At 71.2% G+C, this 21062-nt stretch carries 15 protein-coding genes and 1 pseudogene; 11 read left to right on the forward strand and 5 right to left on the reverse strand.

Translation table 11 applies throughout. From position 1 onward, the window contains the following. Positions 1–243: 243 nt before the first annotated feature. Positions 244–1575 (reverse strand): xylose isomerase, encoded by a 1332-nt coding sequence (gene xylA / locus WMF17_RS24500; RefSeq protein ID WP_437595534.1) that lies wholly within the window; start codon positions 1573–1575, stop codon positions 244–246. Positions 1576–2277: 702 nt separating this feature from the next. Here xylA and WMF17_RS24505 point away from each other — a divergent pair. The 7 genes from WMF17_RS24505 to WMF17_RS24535 all read left to right on the forward strand — a co-directional run bounded on the left by WMF17_RS24505 (position 2278) and on the right by WMF17_RS24535 (position 12440). Next, a complete protein-coding gene (locus WMF17_RS24505) occupies positions 2278–3420 on the forward strand; it encodes a penicillin-binding transpeptidase domain-containing protein (protein ID WP_437643528.1) in 1143 nt (380 codons plus the stop codon). 173 nt (positions 3421–3593) lie between these two features. Continuing rightward, entirely contained in the window at positions 3594–7814 is a 4221-nt protein-coding gene (locus tag WMF17_RS24510; RefSeq protein ID WP_437643529.1) for a PAAR-like domain-containing protein, read from the forward strand. Next, the gene (locus WMF17_RS24515) at positions 7811–9487 is read left to right on the forward strand and encodes a hypothetical protein (protein ID WP_437643531.1); all 1677 of its coding nucleotides are present in this window, start codon (positions 7811–7813) and stop codon (positions 9485–9487) included. The genes WMF17_RS24510 and WMF17_RS24515 overlap by 4 nt, the downstream gene beginning before the upstream one ends. A gap of 112 nt (positions 9488–9599) precedes the next feature. Further along, on the forward strand, positions 9600–10232 hold the full coding sequence (gene nth / locus WMF17_RS24520; protein WP_437595541.1) for an endonuclease III: 633 nt from the start codon (positions 9600–9602) through the stop codon (positions 10230–10232). 7 nt (positions 10233–10239) lie between these two features. After that, the gene (ung, locus tag WMF17_RS24525) at positions 10240–10923 is read left to right on the forward strand and encodes a uracil-DNA glycosylase (RefSeq protein ID WP_437643533.1); all 684 of its coding nucleotides are present in this window, start codon (positions 10240–10242) and stop codon (positions 10921–10923) included. A 7-nt stretch (positions 10924–10930) separates the two neighbouring features. Next, entirely contained in the window at positions 10931–11695 is a 765-nt protein-coding gene (locus tag WMF17_RS24530; RefSeq protein ID WP_437643535.1) for a YkgJ family cysteine cluster protein, read from the forward strand. A gap of 127 nt (positions 11696–11822) precedes the next feature. Beyond that, positions 11823–12440: a glutathione S-transferase family protein gene (locus WMF17_RS24535; protein WP_437595545.1), complete on the forward strand. Its 618-nt coding sequence runs from the start codon at positions 11823–11825 to the stop codon at positions 12438–12440. A gap of 257 nt (positions 12441–12697) precedes the next feature. Here WMF17_RS24535 and WMF17_RS24540 read toward each other — a convergent pair whose 3' ends face one another. The 4 genes and pseudogenes from WMF17_RS24540 to WMF17_RS24555 all read right to left on the reverse strand — a co-directional run bounded on the left by WMF17_RS24540 (position 12698) and on the right by WMF17_RS24555 (position 17195). Continuing rightward, positions 12698–13375 carry a hypothetical protein gene (locus tag WMF17_RS24540; protein ID WP_437595546.1) on the reverse strand — a complete coding sequence of 226 codons (678 nt, stop codon included), beginning with the start codon at positions 13373–13375 and terminating at the stop codon, positions 12698–12700. A gap of 616 nt (positions 13376–13991) precedes the next feature. Beyond that, positions 13992–14282: a helix-turn-helix domain-containing protein gene (locus tag WMF17_RS24545; protein ID WP_437604300.1), complete on the reverse strand. Its 291-nt coding sequence runs from the start codon at positions 14280–14282 to the stop codon at positions 13992–13994. Between the two features lie 171 nt (positions 14283–14453). Then, positions 14454–15305, reverse strand: a pseudogene (locus WMF17_RS24550) (sigma 54-interacting transcriptional regulator); the annotation flags it as partial. Positions 15306–15365: 60 nt separating this feature from the next. Further along, the gene (locus WMF17_RS24555) at positions 15366–17195 is read right to left on the reverse strand and encodes a protein kinase domain-containing protein (RefSeq protein ID WP_437595548.1); all 1830 of its coding nucleotides are present in this window, start codon (positions 17193–17195) and stop codon (positions 15366–15368) included. Between the two features lie 262 nt (positions 17196–17457). Here WMF17_RS24555 and WMF17_RS24560 point away from each other — a divergent pair, with 262 nt between their 5' ends. From WMF17_RS24560 to WMF17_RS24575, 4 genes are all read left to right on the forward strand, one after another. Continuing rightward, positions 17458–18393 carry a PP2C family protein-serine/threonine phosphatase gene (locus WMF17_RS24560; protein WP_437643537.1) on the forward strand — a complete coding sequence of 312 codons (936 nt, stop codon included), beginning with the start codon at positions 17458–17460 and terminating at the stop codon, positions 18391–18393. A gap of 171 nt (positions 18394–18564) precedes the next feature. After that, positions 18565–19410 (forward strand): aldo/keto reductase, encoded by an 846-nt coding sequence (locus WMF17_RS24565; RefSeq protein WP_437595551.1) that lies wholly within the window; start codon positions 18565–18567, stop codon positions 19408–19410. Positions 19411–19557: 147 nt separating this feature from the next. Further along, positions 19558–20169 (forward strand): HAD family hydrolase, encoded by a 612-nt coding sequence (locus WMF17_RS24570; protein ID WP_437595552.1) that lies wholly within the window; start codon positions 19558–19560, stop codon positions 20167–20169. Positions 20170–20251: 82 nt separating this feature from the next. After that, positions 20252–21052 (forward strand): hypothetical protein, encoded by an 801-nt coding sequence (locus tag WMF17_RS24575; RefSeq protein WP_437595553.1) that lies wholly within the window; start codon positions 20252–20254, stop codon positions 21050–21052. Positions 21053–21062 lie beyond the last annotated feature (10 nt).

A 21062-nucleotide genomic window follows, 5' to 3' on the forward strand; every position in this document is an offset into this window, starting at 1 on the left:
CCCTGGCCTTGCTCGACCGCCTGAGCAGCGCCCTCTTCCGCAAGGGGCGCAGCGCCCGTCGTGTCGGCGCTGCGCCGCAGCGGTCCATCGACCGCACGGCGCAGCGTCGACACGACGGGCGAGCTCTGCGAGCAGGACAAGGCGAATGGCGATCTCGACAAGACCGGACGTGGAGCCCGGCTGCCCCTGAGACAGCCGGGCTCGCAGCGGCGTCGCCCGGCTGTCGCGCCTCAATCGCTCAACTTATCGAATCCACCGATTGACGATGTTTTCGTACAGCTCTTGCTGACCGCTCGTGAGCTTGACCTCACCACCAGCGTTGCCGATCTCGGCCAGCTGCTCCAGCGTCAACTTACCCAGCTCGAACTCTGCACCCTTACCACCGTCGAAGGATGCGTAACGAGCCTTGCGCATCGACTCGATCGGCGACTTGCGGATCAGGTCGTCGGCGATGAGGAGCGAGCGAGCGAACACATCCATGCCGCCGATGTGTCCGTGGAAGGTATCGGTCAGATCCGTCGAATTACGACGACGCTTGGCGTCGAAGTTGACGCCGCCACCCTGGAACCCACCGCTGCGGAGCAGGATGAGCATCATCTCCACCGTCTCGTTGATGCTGTAGGGGAACTGATCGGTGTCCCACGCGTTCTGATAGTCGCCGCGGTTGGCGTCGATGCTGCCGAGCATACCGGCGTCCGCAGCCACCTGCATCTCGTGGTCCATGGTGTGGCCAGCGAGCGTCGCGTGGTTCGTCTCCAGATTGAGCTTGAAGTCCTTGTCCAGGCCGTGTTGACGCAAGAACCCGATCACGGTCTCGGCGTCGAAGTCATACTGGTGCTTGGAGGGCTCCATGGGCTTGGGCTCGATGAAGAAGACCCCCTTGAAGCCGCGCGAGCGCGCGTAGTCGCGCGCCATGGTCAAGAAGCGCGCGAAGTGAGCCTTCTCGCGCTTCATGTCCGTGTTCAGCAAGCTCATGTAACCTTCGCGACCACCCCAGAACACATAGTTCTCACCGTTCAACGCGATGGTGGCGTCGAGGGCGTCCTTGAGCTGGGCGCCGGCATAGGCCACCACGGAGAAATCGGGGCTCGTGGAAGCGCCGTTCATGAAGCGCGGGTTGGTGAACAGGTTTGCCGTGCCCCACAGCAGCTTGACACCTGACTGCGATTGCTTCTGCTTGGCGTACTCGACGATGCTCTGAAGACGACGCGACGTCTCGGCGCGGCTATCGCCCTCTTCTACCAGATCGATGTCATGAAAGCAGTAGTGCGTCGCACCCAGCTTGGTGATGAACTCGAAGTTCGCGTCCATCTTCATACGAGCGCGGGTCAGCGGGTCCTTGCCCTCATCCCAGGGAAAGTGGATCGTCCCCGGACCGAACGGATCGTGCCCACGACCGCAGAACGTGTGCCAGTAACACACGGCAAACTTGAAGTGATCCTTCATGGGCTTGCCAGCGACGACGCGGTTGGCGTCGTACCACTTGAAGGCGAGGGGGTTGTCGGACTCAGGCCCCTCATAAGGGATCTTGCCGACACCAGGGAAGTACTCTTTGTCGCCAGTTACAACGGTCATAAACGGATCTCCAGCTCGTGGTTTGCGTGTGCCTTATATCAGAGGGCGCCTTCGACAACAAGCCTCCGGCACCGGCGTCTCGTACCAGTCACCGTACCTAGCTGAGCCGCGTCGACATCCCCCTCAGGGACGATCCGCGCAACCTGACCGCGGGTGCCTGCGCTGCCCTCGCTGAATCCGTTGAGACGCTCGTACTGCCGCCCCTGCGGCACCGGCCATGCGGCGCGATCGTGTCCACGACGGCGGCGGTAACGTTACAGCAACGAGGTACTTCAGCGCGTGGCGGCGGCCTGTGCGCGACGCGTAAGCGGGACCAAGCCCTGCGCATCCGTCGTCTCGCGAGGCAAAAACTCACCCGCATCTCTCGCCGCCAGCCGCGTTCGCGCGGACGCTACGCTCACGTACCAGGTCAGCGCGTGCGTGTCAACGCTCGCCAGAAACCGCGTGAATTTGGACAGGCCGCCCTCTGGCGTCCGGGGCCGCGGGTGACGCGAGCCGGCGAGCCGCTTCGTCAGATGTGCCCTATCGCTACAGCGTCTCGAAGCTCGACTCTCCTTTCAAACCCTTCACCTGCACCTGGCTCCGCGCCCGCGGTCGCGGCCCGGCAAAGCCTCCCGCGCGGCCAGGGATGAGCCTCGCCGATGACGCGCTCGTGCTGCGCGGAACTTGGCCCGCCCGCGCCCTCTCTTGCATCTGCGTCGGGTGCGATCGCGTCTCTACCTCGCGCTCGCCGCCGCGGTCGCCCTGTGGATCGCGCCGGCGACGGCATCTCCGGCGCCCCCGGGCGTTCGCAAGCTCCACGTCGAGGGCGGCGCGGTCCACGCCGCGGTCGGCGCGTCGGGCAAGCAGGTGCGCCTCACGCTCGATCCCGAGCTCCAGCGCGCCGCCGAGCGCCTCCTCGCCCGCTCCGGCGCGCCCGAGGGGGCCATCGTCGCCTCCGACGTCCGCACCGGCCGCATCCTCGTCTGGGCGAGCCGCGGCAAGCGCGACTACGTCGCCACCCCGCTCGCCCCGAGCGCGAGCCTCTTCAAGATCGTCACCGCGGCGGCGCTCCTGGAGGGCGGCAAGGTGAAGGTCGCGACGCCGGTCTGTTACACGGGCGGCATGAGCGCGATCACCGCGCGCGACCTTCTGGGCCGCGGCTCCACCTGCACCGTCTTCGGCGAGGCGCTCGGCCGCAGCATCAATGGCGTCTTCGCCCGCCTCGCCGGCCGGCACCTCACGGCCGCCGACCTGCGCCGCAAGGCCCGCGATCTCGGCTTTGACGGCGAGGTCCCCATCGACATCCCGGTCGCGCCCAGCACCGCCGAGATCCCGTCCGACGCGCTCGGCCTCGCCCGCGCCGGCGCGGGCTTCTGGAGCGGTCGCCTCAGCCCGCTCGGCGCCCTGTTCGCGATGCAGACCATCGCCAACGACGGCGAGCGCGTCCGGCTCTCGCTGCTCGCGCCGCCGGGCGCGCAGGCCGGCGGGGACGCGGGCGCGCCCGCGCCGCGGAGCACCGACGGCCGCGGACTCCGGCCCGAGGTCGCGCGCACCCTCCGGTCGATGCTCGAGGTCACGACGCGGCGGGGCACCTGCGCCAAGGCGTTCCGCAAGCCGGACGGCACGCGCGCCCTCGGCACCATGCCCGTCGCCGCCAAGACCGGCACCCTGGTCGGCGGCAGGCCCGCGCGGATGTTCTCCTGGTTCGCCTCGTTCGCGCCGTCCGATCGCCCCGAGATCGCCGTCTCGGTGATGCTGGCCAACGACATCGCGTGGCGCACCAAGGCGAACCTCGTCGGCCGCGAGCTGCTCGAGATCTACTTCGGCCGGCGGCGCCCGGGCCCCGTCGCGCGGCGGCGCTGACGGACGGCGAGCCCGGCGGCGCAGCACGCTCGGACCGCACGGTTTCCGCTGAGGAGACGCGCGCCTGCTTCCGTGACGGCGCCCGCACGTCGAGCGCAGACCGTTGCTTGGCGTGGTTCCGACTTGCGTCGCGCATTGCGCTCCGCTCCGCGTGTGTGTGACGCTCGCAGGCCATGGCGAAGGTCACCGCGCTCGGCATGGACACCATCACCGAAAAATCTGGCCATCAGATGACCGGGATGGCCGTGAGCGTATGCCTCACGCCGGCCGCGCCGAGCCCATTGCCCATCCCCTACCCCACCATGCGCACTGTCGCCGAGGGGATCATCGACCCGTGCATGCGCACGAAGATCGAAGGCGCGAAGATCCTCACGGTGGGCGGCTGCATGAAGGCCTGTCACGGCAACGAGCCGGGCACGCGGAAGGAGGTCGTCAGCCTCAACACCGCAGGCCCCTGCTTCCCCTGGCTCGGCGCGCCGAACGTGCTCATCGAGCTCGGCATGGCCGGCATCACCGGCAGCATGGGGCAGATGAACAAGTCCATCACCGTCGGCGCGGGCGCCAGCGCGAGCGGCGCCGGCGGGGGCGCCGGGGGAGGGGGCAACAGCGGCGGCGGCGCGGGAGGTCCGGGCGGGGGTGGGCCGCAGGGCGGGAGCAACGCCGGTGGGGCCGGCGGCGGGAGCGGCCAGGGCGCAGGACCGCCGAGCCCGCCGGCGCCGCCGGGCGCCGAGGGACAGGCCAGCGGCGGGCACCCTGTCGATGTCGTGACCGGTACGATGTTCACCCATCTCGCGATCGATTTCTCGATGCCGGGCTTCCTCTCGGCCCAGATGACCCGGAGATACCGCAGCTCCGCGGTGCGACACACAGCGGGCCTCGGCTGGGGCTGGTCGCACGGCTTCTCGTGGCAGGCCACGCGCGCCGGAGACCGCGTCGTCCTAATCGATCCCGACTTCCGCGAGGTGCCCCTCGCGGTCCGGGGCGAGGACGAGATCGTCGTGCTTCCGTTCGACGTCCAGGTTCGCTTCGTCGGGAACGACATCGTTGTTGCGCTGAACGACGGCTATTTCCGGGTGCTGCGCCGCGCGGCGGGCTCCCCCGTCTACCGGCTCGCGGCGCTGCGGGACGAGGCCGGAAACGCCATCGAGTGCGTCTGGGAAGCCGGGGAGCTCGTCGCGCTGCTCGACTCGGCCGGACGGCGCGCGACGTTGCGGCGCGACGGCCCCTACCGGAGCTGGATCCAGTCGATCGCCGGCGAGGACGGCGAGACGTACGAGCGACGCCTCGTCACGTACGAGATCGACGAGCGGGGCGATCTCGTCCGGGTCATCGACGCAGGCGGCGCCGAGACGAGCTATGCCTATGACGAACAGCACTACCTCGTCAGCGAGAGCTTGCCGGACGGGACGGTCTATCGCTTCGTCTACGCCGAGCACGCCGGGCAGCGGCGCTGCGTCGAGACCTGGGGCGAGCTGCGGGGAGGCGACATCCTGGGCGCCCTCGGCGCGCCCTCCGACGCCGCTCCCGCGCAGGCGAGAGGGCTCTTCCACGCTCGCTTCACCTACGGGCCTGGCCCCTTCGAGACGCGGATGATCGACGCGGCCGGCGGAGCGCACCGCTACCTGGGCAACGCCCTCGGGCTCGTGGAGGAGTACGTGGATCCGCGCGGCTACTGCTGGATCTACCGCTATGACGAGTCGGGCCGCCTGCTCTCCATGACCGACGGCGGGGGCCGCGTCGAGCGGCGCGCCTTCGACCGGCACGGCCGCATGGTCGGCCTCACGAGGCCAGACGGCGCGCGGTGGGCCTGGAAGAACGACGACGAGCAGAGCAAGATCGTCAGCATCGACGCCGCTGGCAAGCGGGAGATCGAGACGTCGTGCGGCACGCGGACGGTCGAGCACGAGGACGCCCGCGGGCACATCACCCGCTTCGCCTACGACGCCCGCGGGCTGCTGCGCGACATCGCCTATCCCGACGGCACGGTGGAGGCGCGCTCCTACGATGCGCACGGCAACATCAGCGAGCATACCTTCGAGGACGGCACCAGGGCGCGGTACACGTTCGATCTCTTCGGTCGCCCCGTGGGGGTCAGGACGCCGCGCGGGGCAGACTACGAGCTCGGTTACGACTCGCGTGGAGATCTCGTGCTCATCGGCGAGCCGGGCGACAAGAGGACGGAGCTCCGGATCGGCGCGGCCCGCCTGATCGAGGCGGTGCGCGACCCGTCCGGCGCGGTGACGCGCTACCGTCACGTCGCGGGCGCGCTGGTCGAGTGCGTGCGCGCGGATGGGACCCGCTACGCGTTCGGGTACGACGCCCTGCGCCGCCTCGTGTGGATCGAGAACCCGGCTGGCGAGCGTTATCAGCGCACCTATGACGGCGCGGGCAACGTCGTCCGCGAGACCTCGTTCGCGGGCGTGACAACGGAGTACGCTTACGACGGCTCGAACCAGCTCGTGTCCGTCACCCGAGCAGACGGCTCTTGGATTCACCTCGTGCGCGACGCGGAGGGGCGGCTCGTGGCACGGGAGCACTCGACCGGGCTCGCGGAGCGGTTCGCCTACGGCGCGGGCGGCGCGCTGACAGCGGCCGAGAGCCAGGGCGTCCGCGTGCGGTTCGAGCGTGACGGGGAAGGGCGCATCCTCCGCGAGATCCAGGAGGCGGGCGGATGGCGGTTCGAGATCGGCACGGAGTACGACGGCAACGGGGGCGTCCTCGGGAAGGCGTACTCGACCGGCTGGAGCGTCTCGTTCATCCGGCGTCCGGGAGACGGCGTGCCCCTCGCGCTGCGCGCCGTCACGGAGAACCCGGAAGAGCTCCGCTTCGAGTACGACGACCGCGGGGTGGAGACGCTCCGCCGGCGCGCCACCGGCCCCGGCGCGATCGCGACGGAGAGCGATGCGTATGGGCTCCCGACGCGCGTTTCCGTGCTGGGCGAGGGCGAAGCGCTGCTGCGAGAGCGGCGGTACGAGTGGGCCGCGGGTGGGCCGCTGCTGCGGGTCGTCGACATCGACGCCGGGCAGCGGCGGTACGAGCTCGATCCGCTCGGACGACCGCTCGCGGCGGAGGGGCTCGGGGCCGCCGAGCGCTTCCAGTATGCGCCGCAGGGCACGCCGGTGCCGCGGGGGCAGCCGTGGGCGGTCGGCCGCGGCGGGCGTCCGACGAGCGCCGGTGACGTGCACGTCGCGTGGGATGCGCTCGGCCGCCTCGCCGCGCAGCATGCCCCCGATCCGCAGCGATGCTGGACGTATACCTATGACGAGAACGATCGCCTGATCGAGGCGAGGCGCGGCGACGGCCTCGGCGTTCGCTACCTCTACGACCCGTTCGGGCGACGCCTCGCGGAGACGTACGATGACGGCGAGAGCACCTGGTTCGGGTGGGACATCGACAGCCCTGTCGAGGAGCGCGGGACGAGAGGCGGTACGGTACGCCGCGTCTTCCGCGACGACGGGTATGTGCCGCTGCTCGAGGCGGAGGACGGCCGCGCGTTCCGGATGATCGCCGCCGACGCAGCGGGCACGCCGTGGCTCTACGTGGATCCGAGCCGCGGCCTCGACGAGATCGACCTCTCGGCGTGGGGCGCTGTCGCTCGCCGGGGCGGCCGGCCGGGCGGCCTGCGGTTCGCCGGACAGCGCGAGGACGCGTTCACCGGGCTGCACTACAACCATCACCGGCACTACGCCCCCGCCCTCCACGTCTTCCTCACGCCCGATCCGCTGGGGATCGACGCCACGCTCAACGACGTGGGCTTCGTGCCCAATGTGACGCTGTACATCGATCCGCTCGGGCTCACGACCATCGTGGTGGGCGCTCCCAACGACCCCACCATCAAGAGCCACGCGAAGATCCTGCAGAAGCAGTATCCGGGCGCGAAGGTGATCACCTCGGATCAGCTGGGAAAGCCGCCTGGCTTGTGGCAGAAGCTCCGCGGCAAGAACAACAAGATCGATCCCAACGAGAGGCACGTCGTGGTGACAACCCACGGCGCGCCGGGGAGCGCGCAGTGGGGCAACGGCAGCGCCAGCGGCGAACAGATCGGTGACATGCTGAAGAACGCCGGGTTCCAGGGCGGCGCAGGCGCGGTGGTGGACGTCTCCGCCTGCAACGCGGCGACGCCCGCGGCGGGCCAGAAGAGCATCGCCCACGGGATCGCCTCTTCCACGCGCGCCAACGCGAACGGCGCGATGCGCGACCCGTCGGTCGATCCGAACAAGGTCCACAACTACCAGGGCAAGAAGCCCTTCTGGAAATTCTGGGGGAATCCGCCCCAGTATCCCTATCGCCCTGGCGAGATGTGTCCTACGCCACAGGGCCCCTTCGTGCATCAAGGCTACTACGTTGGAGTGACGCCCTCCGGATCGATCAGCGGCGTCCCGTTCAAGCCATGAGCCTTCGTCCCGAGAGCGTCCTTTCCCCGTTTGGCGGGCCGCCCCGGCAGGCGGATCTCGACGCGCTGTTCTCGCGGGCCAGCTTCGGACGCGTGCTCGCGCGACGGCCGGAGCCAGGGCGCAGCGTCGCCCCGACGCTCGCGTGGGTGGACCGCGCCGCGCTCGCCGAGCTCCGGCCGCTGCTTCAGATCTGCGACAGGGCGCCGCCGGCCGAGCGCGCGTGGCATGAGGCGCCGGTGATCGAGCTGTTCGGCCGGGGCGAGCGCGTCGCGACGCTCACGCTGCATCGCGGGCTCGCGCTCGGTTATCCGGGCTGGAACGCGGCCGCCACGCTCGTGCGCCCGGAGGAGCTCGCGGGCTGGCTGGCCGAGCGGGGATGCCCCGCGTCGCGGGGTGCGACACCGGGCTCGGGGCCAGAGAGCGCGGCGGAAGAGGCCCGCTGGCCGGAGGGCGCGCCTCCGGAGCTCGCCCCGCTCCGCGGGGTGTTCGCTGCTGCGGCCGGGGGCCGCTTCGCGGGAGCGATCGAGGCGCTGTCGGCGTTGGGGCAAGCGCGTCCGGCGCCTCTGGATCAGGCCACGGCGCTGCTGGAATGGCTAGGTCGCGACACGGGCACGTGGAAGGCCGCGCCGCACAGGGATCCCGTGCCGCTCGCCCTGCTCCGCGTGCTCGGAGACGCCGTGGTGGACGACGCCATCTGCGCCGGGCTGAGCTCGGACCCCGCGCGGCGCGGGGCAGCCCGCTTCGTGGCGGAGACGATCGCGACGCGCGCGGACCAGAAGCGGCGGAGCGAACGGCTCTCGGGCGCTCTCCCGGCGCTACGGGAGGCCGCGCGGACCTCGGAAATCGTGGGGAGCAGCCGCGCGTTCGAGGCGGCGCTCGCTCCTCCTCCGCTGGCGGCTCCCGAGGGCACCCGGCTCCTTGCAGCGGCGCAACACGGCCGCCTCTCGCGGATCTGCCGAGACGGCGATCACGTCGATGCGCTGGATGGGCTCTCGATCACCCGGTTCAGCGCCGGCGCGCCCGAGGGGGAAGTCCTGTTCGCGCTCCCCGGCGTGCACACCCCCCTCTTCGCGCGCGAAGGGCGCGCGTGCTTCCGGCTGAACGGCCGTGTCTGCGAGGTGTCGACGCCAGGGGGGCCGCTCGTCGCGACCGAGCCCAGCCTCTGGTCCCGCATCGCGCGCTCGCCGCTCTCTTACAGCGTCGCGCGCTCGCGCTGGGAGCGCGCGCGGCGGCGCTGCGCAGAGCGGGTGGAGACGCAGGAGCAGATGCCCATCTTCCTCGAGGTCGACGAAGAGGAGGAGGAAGCGTACGTCGAGCTCGGCGCGGCCGGGGCGCCGCTGCCGCGCGCGCTGGGGACACGCGCGCTCGCGTGGTTTGCGCCGGAGGGCAACCTCGTCGCCTGGGAGGGCGCGCGCGCCGGGTCCGCCAGGCTCGAAGGCCGGCCCATCGACCTCGCTGCTGGCGATGACGGGCTCTACGTGCTCGTCGAGCACGCGCCGGGAGAACACGCGGTCCTCCGGATCGATGGGGGGGCGATCACGACGTCAGCGCGCTTCCAGGTGGAGCCTTGCTCCATCGCACACTGGAGGCCGACGGGCGAGGGCGTGCACCTGCTCCTGGAGGCGCCGCTCGGCGACGTGCTGGTCGACGTGGCGCGCAGGAAGAAGGCGTGAGCGGCGTCGGCCGCGAGCTGCTCGAGATCTACTTCGGCCGGCGGCGCCCGGGCCCCGTCGCGCGGCGGCGCTGACGGACGGCGCCAGGCTGGGCTATCCTGCGGCGATCCGCATGACCGCCCGAGATCGCGTACCCCTCCTCCTCGACCACCTGCGCGAGGCCTACCCCGCCGCGCGTTACGAGCTCAACTGGGAGACGCCGCTCGACCTGCTCGTCGCGACCATTCTGGCCGCGCAGTGCACGGACGAGCGCGTCAACCGGGTGACCGCCGCCCTCTTCAAGAAGTACACGACGGCGCAGGCGTACGCCGACGCCCCCGCCGAGGTGCTCGAGGAGGAGCTCAAGCCGACCGGCTTCTACCGGCAGAAGACGAAGACGGTGAAGGCCGCGTGCCAGGCGCTCGTCGCGCGCTTCGGCGGCGAGGTGCCCGGGACCATGGCCGAGCTCACCTCGCTGCCGGGCGTGGCCAGGAAGACGGCGAACGTCGTCCTCAACACGGCGTTCAACCTCCCCTCGGGCATCATCGTCGACACGCACGTCGCCCGCCTCAGCGGCCGCATCGGCCTGTCGAAGCGCGAGAAACCCGAGCAGATCGAGGAGGATCTCATGCGGATCGTGCCGAAGGATCAATGGACCTTCTTCGGCCCTGCCATGGTCCTGCACGGCCGGTACACATGCGTGGCCAGGAAGCCCAGGTGCGCGGAATGCCGCATGAGCGATCTATGCCCGAAGGAAGGGGTGTGAGCGAGAGATGAAGATCGATCTACCTGACTCATGGCAGCACGTGCTCACGGGGGAGCTCGAGCAGCCCTACTTCCAGCAATTGAGGCGCTTCCTGGAGGCCGAGCGGAACGCGCACCAGGTCTTCCCCGCCGAGGACGACGTCTTCGCCGCGTTCAAGCTCACGCCGTACGAGCGCGTCCGCGTGCTGCTCCTCGGCCAGGACCCGTACCACGACGACGGGCAGGCCCACGGGCTCTGCTTCTCCGTGCGCCCGGGCGTCCCGCCGCCGCCGTCGCTCGCCAACATGTACAAGGAGGCGCTCTCCGATCTGCCGGGCTTCAAGGTCCCGCGCCACGGCTGCCTCACCGCCTGGGCCAGCCAGGGCGTGCTGCTGCTGAACACCGTGCTCACCGTCCGCGCGCACACGCCGAACTCGCACAAGAACCAGGGCTGGGAGACGTTCACCGACGCCGTGATCAGGAAGGTCAACGACAGGCCGGACGGGGTGGTGTTCGTGCTCTGGGGCGGCCACGCGCAGAAGAAGGCGAAGCTCATCGACGCGCGCCGTCACACGGTGATCAAGGCAGCCCACCCCTCTCCGCTGTCGGCGAGGAGCGGCTTCTTCGGCAGCAAACCGTTCTCGACCATCAACGCCGCCCTCAGCGCCCGCGGCGCCGACGAGATCGACTGGCGGCTCCCGGAGATCGAGTAGCGCCGCGATGTCCCGGCAGAAGCGCTCCCTGCCGCTCGCCCCCGGGACGCGGTACACCCCCGCCGTCCTCGAAGGCATCGCCGACGGCGAGCGCGCCGCCCTCGCGCTCTCGCTCGGAAAGCGCACCGAGGCCGGCGCCGTGGCGGCCGCGGCCTCGGCGCTCGCGCGCGCCGAGGCGCTGGAGGAGGCCGCGGTGGCCGCCGAGCCGCCCGACCGGCCGATCGCCTGCAAGGCCGGCTGCTCGACCTGCTGCGTCAGCAAGGTGCTCGTGCTGGCGCCGGAGGTGCTCCGCATCGCGGCCCACCTGCGCGCCACCCGGACCGAGGCGGAGCTCGCCGCGCTCGCCGAGCGCGTGCGCGCCGCCGACACAGCGACCCGCGGCCTCTCCCGGCTCGAGCGCGCCGAGGCCGGGGTCCCCTGCCCGCTCCTCGACGAGCGCGGCGCCTGCTCGGTCCACGCCGTCCGCCCGATCGTGTGCGCGGGTTGGACCTCCCTCGACGCCGCGGCGTGCGCGCGCCATTTCGCCGCGCCCGCGGCCGTCCCCACGGCGCCCATGCACCGCCCGGGCTACGAGGTCGCGAACGCCGTCCTTGCCGGCCTGGGCTGGGCCGCGAGGGAGCTGAGCCTCGACGCCGCGCCGCTGGAGCTCATCGCCGCGCTGCGCATCGCGCTCGAGCGCCCGAACGCCGGCGAGCGGTGGCTCGCGCGCCTCCCCGTCTTCGCCGCGGCCCGCGACGCCGAGTGGCAGGAGGACCGGCGGCGCGAGGCGTGATCGCCCGCCGCCGGCCGTCCCGCCGCCATCCCGGCGTTGTCAGGCGAAGAAATCCGTTTACTGTGGCGCGCCGCGGAGGTCGCCGCCGGTCGGCGCTTCGCGGCAGGACACAGGACAAGGAGGCTCCATGAAGCTTTACGGACATCCCATGAGCACGTGTACGCGCAAGGTGCTGATGGTGCTCGCCGAGAAGGGTCACGAGGCGCAGTTCGAGCTCGTCGACGTGTTGAAGGGCGAGCAGAAGCGGCCTGAGCACGTCGCGCGCCAGCCCTTCGGCGTGATCCCGGTGCTCGAGGACGAGGACTTCACGCTCTACGAGTCGAGGGCGATCATGCGTTACCTCGACCAGAAGCTCCCGGGCGCCTCGCTGACGCCGACCGAGCTCAGGGCGAGGGCGCTCATGGATCAGTGGCTCAGCGTGGAGCAATCGTACTTCTCCACGCCCGCCGTCAAGATCGTCATCCAGAGTGTCATCCACCCGATGCGCGGCCAGCAGTGCGACGAGTCCGTCGTCAGTGCGGCCAAGGCCGAGATCGCGCGGACGCTCGACGTGGTCGACAGGGCGATGGCCAGCCAGGAGTACCTCGCGGGCTCGAGCTACTCGCTGGCCGACGTCTCGTGGACGCCGTACCTCCACTGTCTCGTGATGTCGAAGGTCGAGGAGCTCATCACCGACCGGCCGAACGTCGCGGCCTGGTGGAAGCGCATCAGCGCGCGTCCGGCCTGGGTGAAGGTCTCGTCCTGACCACCGTCGCCCCGTCCTGAACGGGGCCGCCCACCGTGCCCGCGGGCCGCGTGGCCCCGGAGCGGCAGGCCACGTTGCCCGCCGCGCCGGGAGGCCGGCCACGGCTGCAGGCCCGAAGCAGCCGCAGCGGGCTTCACGCACGAAGCGCGCGGCGCGTCGAGCGGCAGGCGCCGGCGCCCTCCCTCGGACGGCTCCGGCGGAGTACGATGCGCGCATGCCCGTGTACCGCTCGTCCGCCGTCGAGCACGCTGCATCGCTCAAGTCCCGTAGGGCACAGCGACGTCGCTGGTGAGCCGTAAGCCGGGTGGAGGCGCCGAGCGCGACGTCGAACCTTCACGCAGGAGAGCAGAGGAGCTGCCGGCAACAGCGCTCGCCAGAGCGCAAGCACCCAAGGCGACGACGAGGCCACACGCCGTCACGACGCCGGCGACGAACGAGGAGCGTCGCGCGCAGGCCCAGAGCGCGCGCGTCGCTCTCCACCATGCTCGGAAGAGCGCGCAAGCCGCGAGGAGCACGAGCAGCGCTGCCGCTCCGATGACGCCTGCGCCACAAATTGGGCTCGGCGCCGTGATAACGCCCGCGTACGCGAGCGGCAGAAGGACGACATCAACGCTCAGCAGCAGGCAACCCAGGCCGACAAATGGATAACGAAAGGGCCACGGGACGCGCAGAACCCATCCTCTCGCTACAGCGCTCGAACGGCGTTGCCAGATCTCGAAGAGCTTGCTTGCAAAGGCTATACCGGATGTGAAGGCGAGCGCCATGCGGGTAAGGTCGATGGCGGCATCGACGGCCTGCGGCTCGATGCCCCCAGTCGCCTCTAGGAGTCCTGCGCTGGCGACGGCCAAGACCGCAGCCCAAAGGACCAGGAGGAACAGCGTGATCGGCCCCGCGAACAGGAACGACAGGATCGCCAAGGCGATCGCCGCGAGCACGGCTTGCCAGTGGCTCGACACGGAACTCGGCACGGAACAAGACGACCCGGAAGCAGGCAGGGTGGAGACCTTCATGGCTCCCGGCCGAAATGCAAATCGTCGGCCAACATCTCGCGAAGGACACCGACACGCACAGCATCCAAGCGGCGCAGGACGATGCGCGACGGGAGCGGGTTGCCCAGCCAGGCTCCTCGCTCGCGAGGTGATCGCGTTCAGAACATGCGGCCGTGCGGGTGATCGCGATCAGCTGCGAGGCAGCTCGAAGCACGGTACGCCGGCGTCTCGGGTGCAGGCTGCGAGCCCCGAAACGCACAGCGCGCCGTCGGCATGCCGGGTGCTCCAGCGCGGAGGGCGACAGGAGGTCATCAGCATGAGCGTTACCCAGCTCGTTCAGCGCAAGGATGTACGGGATGCCTTGGACCGAGTCATTCCTCCCTACAGCCGGGCGCAGCGGACCACGATGAAGGTACCCACGTCGGCATGCAACCCGCGTCTCGTTGGCACCGCGTTCGACTACGCGCTGCGCTTCGGCGAGCATGCCGCCGATGGCGGCGGCGGCAGCCGCGCGTGGCGGAGCTCCAACGGCTTTCCCCTGGTCTCCGGACCAGCTCGCCGTTCACCGCTTCCGCGAGCGCCGCTCGCCGCCCTCCTGTTGGATGGCCTTGAGCCGCCGGAGCAGCTGACCTCGGGAGAGCCCGAGACGTTTCGCCGCTTGAACCTGGTTATCGCCGCAGGCGTCGAGCGCCTCCAGGATCGCCTCCCGCGTCGGCGGCGGCGCTGCGACTGCCGCCGCGCGCACGCCGAGCAACGGCTCTACAATCGAGAGCTTGAGCCCCGTCGTCGGATCTGTCGCCGCGACCAGCCGACTCATACCCCGCACGTTCTCGGGCCAGTCGTGGAGCATCATGAGCTCCACCGCCTCCACGTCCACCCGCACGCGCCCCAGATCCAGCGGCCCGTGCGAGCGCTCCCAGAGCGCCCGCAGGATCGCGAACACATCCTCCGGTCGCTCCCGCAGCGGCGGCAGCGCGATGCGCACCGGAAACCGCGCCAACAGGTCGAGACGGAACCTCCCCTGCTGGACCGCCTCCTCCGGCGGGCGGTTGGTCGCCGCGATGATGGCGATATCCACGAGCGCCGGCTGCGTCGCGCCCACCGCGAGCACCTCCTGGTTCTCGAGGACCCGCAGCAGCTTGGGCTGCAGCTCGATCGGCAGCTCCCCGATCTCATCGAGGAACACCGCCCCTCCGGCGCTCGCTCGGAGCAGCCCAGGGTTGCTCGCGCCGCTTCCCGAGAACGCCCCGCGCTCCCAGCCGAAGAGCTGCCCCTCGAACACGCTTGCGACGATGCCTGCCACGTTGACGCGCGTGAAAGGACCTCTCGAGCGCCCGAGCGCCTGCACGACCGCCTCGGCGAGCATTTCCTTGCCCGTGCCGCTCTCCCCTGTGATGAGCACGTTGCGCACGGGCCGCTTCGTAAGCCGGTCGAGCTCAGCGCGCGCTGCGCTGAGCCCCCACGGCCCCGAGAGGCCGCCGATCGCGGGCGCCGGCTCCGCTCGCCCGGTGTACGTCTCGCGGTACACGAGGAGGGTTTCGCCCGCGCGCAAGACGGACCCATCCTCGAGCGGCACCGGCTCACGTGCTGGAAGCCGGTGGCCATCGAGCCATGTCCCGTTGCGCGAGCCCACGTCCTCGACCTGGAGCCGCCCCCCCGCCCGCGTCAGGCGAAGGTGGTTGGACGAGACCTTCGTATCGTCGAGCCCCGCCGCCGCGAGCCACGCTCGCCCCGCCAAGACGCCAGGGGACGGCAGAGGCACGACGACGTTGGCGGGAAAGGCGGCAAGCAGCACTGGAGAGCCCCGATCCCGGCGTGTGCCGGTCGGGGGCCGGTGCTCGTCGGTGGGCACATCGCGCGGCGGGCGGGTGGTCATGGCGCCCGCCTCATCGTACGGCCGAGGCGGCTCCCTAGCGAGCGTGCCGTGTGCCCCTCCTCATTCTGCGTCCAACGCCACGGCGACCCGCACCGACGCGCTGGTCCTCTCCCCGACGTACAGCAGCAAGCCCTGGCACAGCACGCTGCTCTTGAGCCAGTCGTAGTTGGCGGCGACGCGCCCCTCCGAGAGCGGCACACCTGCCTCCATCACCCGGACCACGACGTCGCCGCGCACCAGCTCGGCCGTCGTGACGTGCAGTCGATCGGGCTGGCTCCGGGCTGTCGGGTCCTGCGTGAACGGGATGCAGATCTCCTCCCCCGTGGATTTGCGGTGCACGCATGCCTCTGCGGCCGGGTGGGTCTTGGCCATGTCCTCGCTGAACCCGCTTTCGCCCTCCGGCCGCCGGGCTACCCCGATGAGCCGCAGCAACCAGGAACGATCCGGTAAGGGGACGTCCTCGCACGGCGCCGGCAGGCAGGTCATCCCCGTGGAAAGACAGTCGCCCTGCTTTCTGCAGCACGGCGTGACCTCAGGCGGCTTCGGCGGCGCGACCTGGAGCGGATCGGGCCGCACGGAGGCAACGCCCGGCGCAGCGGGCGGAAGGACGGACACAACCTCGTCGGCCTCCGGATCGGTACGACTTGCGAGCATCGCGGCGCCTGCGGAAGCAGCAACCCCGAGCGCCAGCCCCAGCGCCAGGAGGAGCGCCGATTGCCCCACGCTGCCGGGCGACCGAGGCTTGAAGGTCGGCTCTGCGTGCACCGTGCGCAGGCTCGGTGCGGGGATGGGGGTCACGGCAGACCGCCGCGGCCCAGCAGTGGAAGGCGCCGGCGAGAGCGTCGGGGCGGAGGGCCGCAGCGCCGCGGAGGGCGGCGAGGGCATCGGCGTGGTGCGGGGCGGGTCGCTCGAACGGGTTCCGGACCAGGAAGCTCGTCCGCGCTGTACCTGGAGCTCGGTCGGGCCAAGGTGCGGATCCGTCGCGCTCGCGCGCGGCGACGCGACGCGCAGCCGCCCCGGGCTCGCTGCCGTCGCCGTATCGATCCTCTGCAGGAGCGCCGCGCCATGGGTTAGCCGCCGCCGCGGCTGGATCTCGAGGCACGCGCGGATCACCTCGGCCCAGAGAGCGTCCGGCACCTGGGGCGGCCAGGGGCGATGTCCTTGCTCCGCCGCGACATAGGCATCGACGAATGCCTCGACCGGCGCGTCCGGAGAGAGCCCAGTCGGATGGGCTCCGCAGAGCAGCTCGCACGCCAGCACCCCGAACGCGAACACGTCGCGGGTGAAGCCTTCGCGCAGCGGGAGCCAGAGCCCAGGCGCGAGCAGCTCGGGCGGCAGGTACGCGACGGTGCCGATGACCGCGCCCGTAGCCGTCAGCGGCCTCGGGTTTCCGGCGGGCGCGGCGATCCCGAAGTCGATGAGCCGCACGCTGCCGGGCGCATCCGAGGTGCCCCAGAACGCGTCCGTTACGAGCACGTTGGCCGGCTTCAGATCGCGATGCAAGAGGCCCAGCCCATGCACATGCGCCAGCGCGGTCGCGACCTGGGCCAGCACGGCACCGCGCTGAGCGAGCGACATCCGCGTCGCCGCGTCCGTCAGCGACTGGCCTTGCACGAAGTCGAAGACCAGCCCCACAACGCCGTCCGCAGGCGCTTCGAAGAGGGCGCGGCACGGGATCAGCGCCGGATGTACGGCCCCGGCGACGGCTCTTGCCTCACGCCGGGCCCGTTCCGCGGCGCCCGCATCGAGGCCGCCGAGGAAGAACAGCTTGAGTGCGCGCAGGCTCCCATCGAGCGGATCGTGGACCTTCCAGACGGCGCCCTGCCCTCCTCGGCCGAGAGGTTCGATCAGGGTATAGCGGTCGACGCGCACGCCGGGGTGGAGCTGCACGGTCCATAGTTACCGCAGCGGTCTGGCCAACAGAAGGGGTGATCCAGAGCTGGCGGCGGGAGCGCTCGCCAACGTGCGATTCTGGATCCCCGCGAGCGCGCGCCCGACCACAGCGCCGCGGCGCGCGGTGTCCTGGAGGGATCCGTGTGGGACGTGATCGAGAACAGCGCGGCAGCTCCACGCCTGCGCTGCCGCCCGCGGCGACGGCTCGGCAGGCGCCGGCGCCCTCCCTCGGACGGCTCCGGCGGAGTACGATGAGCACATGCCCGTCTATCGCTCGTCCGCCGTCGAGCACGCCGCGTCGGTCACCATGGCGGCCCGGACCGACGTCGGGCTCAGCCGCGACCACAACGAGGACGCCTTCCTGCTCAGCGACCTCGCGCGCGGGCTCACCCACGGTCCTGCGGCGGCCCAGGCGTCGGTGGAGCCGCCGCTCGCCCTGGCGCTCGGCGTCTACGACGGCTCCGGCGGCGCGTCGTCCCCCGACGCGGCGAGCCGGCTCGCCGCGCGCACGGTCCACGCCGTCCTCAGCCGAACCGCGCCCCGCTCGAGCGACGCGCTCGAGCGCAGCCTGCTCGAGGCGCTCAACGCGGCCGGGCGCGCCGTCCTCGACAACGCCCGGAGGAGCCCGGAGCACCGGAGCAGCGGCACAACGGCCACCGTGGCCGCGCTCTGCGACGAGCGCCTGCTGCTCGCGCAGATCGGCGACAGCCGCGCCTACCTCCTCCGCAGCGGCGCCCTCACGCAGGTCACCCGCGACCAGACCCTTGTCCAGTCGCTGCTCGAGAGCGGCAAGCTGAGGCCCGAGGAGGCCGCGACCTTCGAGCACCGGAGCGTGATGCTCCAGGCCCTCGGGCTCCGCGCGAACCTCAGCATCGCGCTCTCCGCCGTGGAGCTCCGCCGCGGGGACACCCTGCTGCTCTGCACCGATGGGCTGAGCGACCTGATCGACGATCAGCGCATCGCCGCCGCGCTCGACGCCCACCCCGACCCGATGGAGGCCTCCAGCGCCCTGATCGACGCCGCGCTCGCCGCAGGAGGCCACGACAACGTCACCGCGCTTGTCGCGCGGTTCGACGGCCCGTGGCTCGCTCCGCCGGCCGGCGATGGCGACCTGGAAATCATTGAAATTGCTCTATTTTCTGAGGGGACTACCCGCCGCTCCGACGGCGCGCTGCCGAACCGGCGGATGATGTGAACGCCCTGGGCGCGCGCCTCACGCCGGCGCGCGACACAACGGCGGCTGGCGCGGCGCTCGGGCGCTTGCCTTCCGCAGTGAATTCAGCGATTCCACCCGGACGGAGGCTCGCCTTGGAGAGGGGGGAGCCGCATGCTGTCTTTTCGGGACGGAGCGGAGGGTCATCGTTCTATGGAGCAGCGCACACTCGGTTCTACGGGCGTCAAGATCCCGGTCGTCGGACAGGGCACCTGGCAGATGGAGGCGGATGACGAGGCGGCCTGCCTCGACGCCATCCGGCGGGGGATCGACGCAGGCATGACACACATCGACACGGCCGAGATGTACGGCTCGGGCGCGGTCGAGTCGCTCGTGGGCAAGGCGATCGAGGGGCGGCGCGACGAGGTGTTCCTCGTCTCCAAGGTGCTGCCCACCAACGCGAGCTACTCCGGCACGCTCGCCGCCTGCGAGCGCAGCCTGGAGCGGCTCCGCACCGACCGGCTCGATCTCTATCTGCTCCACTGGCCCGGATCTCACCCGCTCGAGGAGACCTTTCGCGCCTTCAAGGACCTGAGGGCCCAGGGCAAGATCCGTTATTTCGGCGTCAGCAACTTCGACCAGGCGGAGCTCTCGAAGGCGATCGCGATCGCCGGCGTGCACGAGATTGCCTGCAACCAGGTGCTCTATCACCTGCTCGAGCGGGCGATCGAGCACCGCGTGCTGCCGCTCTGCGAGCGGCACGGCATCGCGGTCGTCGCCTACAGCCCCTTCGGCTCGGGCCGGTTCCCGGCGCCGGACAGCACGGCGGGCAGGGTGCTCGCGTCGATCGCGGCCGCCCACCGCGCGACCCCGCGGCAGGTCGCGCTGCGCTTCCTGCTCCGCCGCCCGCCGGCCTTCGTGATCCCGAAGGCCGCGAGCGCCGCGCACGCGCTCGACAACGCGGCCGCGGGCGATCTGCGCCTCACCGGCGAGGACATCGCCCGCCTGGAGACGGCGTTCCCGCTCGGCCGGGACCGCGGCGTGCTGCCGACGCTCTAGGAGAGAGCGCTCATGTGCGGCGGTGGCCCATGATCCCCCGAGCCGGCGCCTTCGCTACGCGAAGAACGCGCTCAAGGCCCCCCTGGCCCCAGGGAGAGCGGAAGGAGTGACCGCAGGAGGCCGACCGATGTGCTAAGGATCCGGCCTGTGCCTGGACTTGTGTTCCCCTCCGGATCCTTTGCCGCCTACCTCTTTGATTGCGACGGGACGATCGCGGACTCCATGCCGGTCCATCATCGGGCCTGGCTCGAGGCGCTCGCCCCGCACGGGTGCGAGCTCACCAGCGAGGATTTCTACGGCTGGGCGGGTATGCCGACCGATCAGATCGTCGACCTCCTGAACCGGAAGTACGGGCTGCGGATGCCGCTGGCCGAGATCTCCGCGGCGAAGGAAGAGGCGTACTACCGCCTGATGCCGACCGTGCGAGGCGTACCAGAGGTCGTGTCCGCGCTCCGCGACGCTCCTCCGCGCACGAAGCGCGCCGTCGTCTCGGGGAGCCCCCGCGCCTCGGTGGAGAAGACACTCGAATTCCTGGGTCTCCGCGGGTACATCGACGTGGTCGTCGCGGCGGAGGACTACGCGCGGGGCAAGCCGGCGCCCGACCCGTTCCTGGAGGCGGCAAAGCGCCTGGGCGTCGAGCCCGCGCAGTGCCTGGTCTTCGAGGACGCCGTGCTGGGGATCGAGTCCGCGCGGGCGGCGGGCATGCAGTGGGTCCTCGTCGATCCCCGGGCGCTCCGCGCCGAGCGGCCAGATCCCTGATCCACGCCGGAAGGCCGCGGGAGACAGCCCAGAATACGTCCTGCCGCTCCTGGCCCAGGGGCGGTCGTGGCATACTCCGCCCATGAACCATGCACTCCTGCGCTCAGCGCTCTCCGGGCTGCTCCTCGCTGCCTGCGGCGGCTCCGTCGACACCCCGCCCGGCAGCGGCGGAGCGGGCGGCGCCGGCGCCGCGGGCGGCACCGGGGGTGCCGGCGGCGACACCAGCTCGACCTCGAGCGGCGGCGGAACGCCGGTTGTCTGTGGCGGGCGCAGCGGGGGAATCTGCGGCGCGGAGGAGTACTGCGACTTCCCCGACGATTCGTGCGGAACGTTCGACAGCGAGGGCCAGTGCTCCGCCCGGCCCGGGGGCTGTCCGGCGGATTGCCCGGGCGTCTGCGGGTGCGACGGCCAGTTCTATTGCAATGCGTGCGGCGCGCACCAGGCCGGGGTGGACGTCTCGGAGAACATCTCCTGCATCGATCCCGTGGGCGGCGACTACACCGCGACGTACTGGCCCGGCGGGCTCGATCACCTCGTCGTCTACAAGGCCGAGCCGGAGGCGGACCGGTGCGTGATGCTCTACGCCGACGCGCCGGTCGAGAGCGCGCCGGCCGGCCTCGACGTCGCCGCGCTCCCGGAGGGGTGGGTCGTGACGCGCATCGCGGTGACCCGGGGGGCGGCCGACTGCGCGCCGGGGGACAAAGCGCCCGCCGGCGAGGCCGTGCACGCGACGGACGCAACCGGGATCCTGGCGATGGATCTCTCGCCGGGAACGGCCGCGCCGTGCACCCTCGACGTGGACATCACCGCCACCTTCCCGGGGGAGCCCGCGACCGCGCGCCTCCGCGCGACCGGCGTGACCGTGAACGACGGGTGCCTGTAAACGACGCTCG

The sequence above is a fragment of the Sorangium sp. So ce362 genome, assembly GCF_051519845.1.
Lineage (GTDB): Bacteria > Myxococcota_A > Polyangia > Polyangiales > Polyangiaceae > Sorangium.

Bases quoted from the DNA above. Each gene is read 5' to 3' on its own strand.
- xylA (WP_437595534.1), bottom strand. From the start codon at position 1,575: ATGACCGTTGTAACTGGCGACAAAGAGTACTTCCCTGGTGTCGGCAAG.
- nth (WP_437595541.1), top strand. From the start codon at position 9,600: ATGACCGCCCGAGATCGCGTACCCCTCCTCCTCGACCACCTGCGCGAG.
- WMF17_RS24545 (WP_437604300.1), bottom strand. From the start codon at position 14,282: ATGATGCTCCACGACTGGCCCGAGAACGTGCGGGGTATGAGTCGGCTG.
- WMF17_RS24565 (WP_437595551.1), top strand. From the start codon at position 18,565: ATGGAGCAGCGCACACTCGGTTCTACGGGCGTCAAGATCCCGGTCGTC.
- WMF17_RS24560 (WP_437643537.1), top strand. From the start codon at position 17,458: ATGCCCGTCTATCGCTCGTCCGCCGTCGAGCACGCCGCGTCGGTCACC.
- WMF17_RS24515 (WP_437643531.1), top strand. From the start codon at position 7,811: ATGAGCCTTCGTCCCGAGAGCGTCCTTTCCCCGTTTGGCGGGCCGCCC.
- WMF17_RS24510 (WP_437643529.1), top strand. From the start codon at position 3,594: ATGGCGAAGGTCACCGCGCTCGGCATGGACACCATCACCGAAAAATCT.
- WMF17_RS24530 (WP_437643535.1), top strand. From the start codon at position 10,931: ATGTCCCGGCAGAAGCGCTCCCTGCCGCTCGCCCCCGGGACGCGGTAC.
- WMF17_RS24535 (WP_437595545.1), top strand. From the start codon at position 11,823: ATGAAGCTTTACGGACATCCCATGAGCACGTGTACGCGCAAGGTGCTG.
- WMF17_RS24575 (WP_437595553.1), top strand. From the start codon at position 20,252: ATGAACCATGCACTCCTGCGCTCAGCGCTCTCCGGGCTGCTCCTCGCT.
- ung (WP_437643533.1), top strand. From the start codon at position 10,240: ATGAAGATCGATCTACCTGACTCATGGCAGCACGTGCTCACGGGGGAG.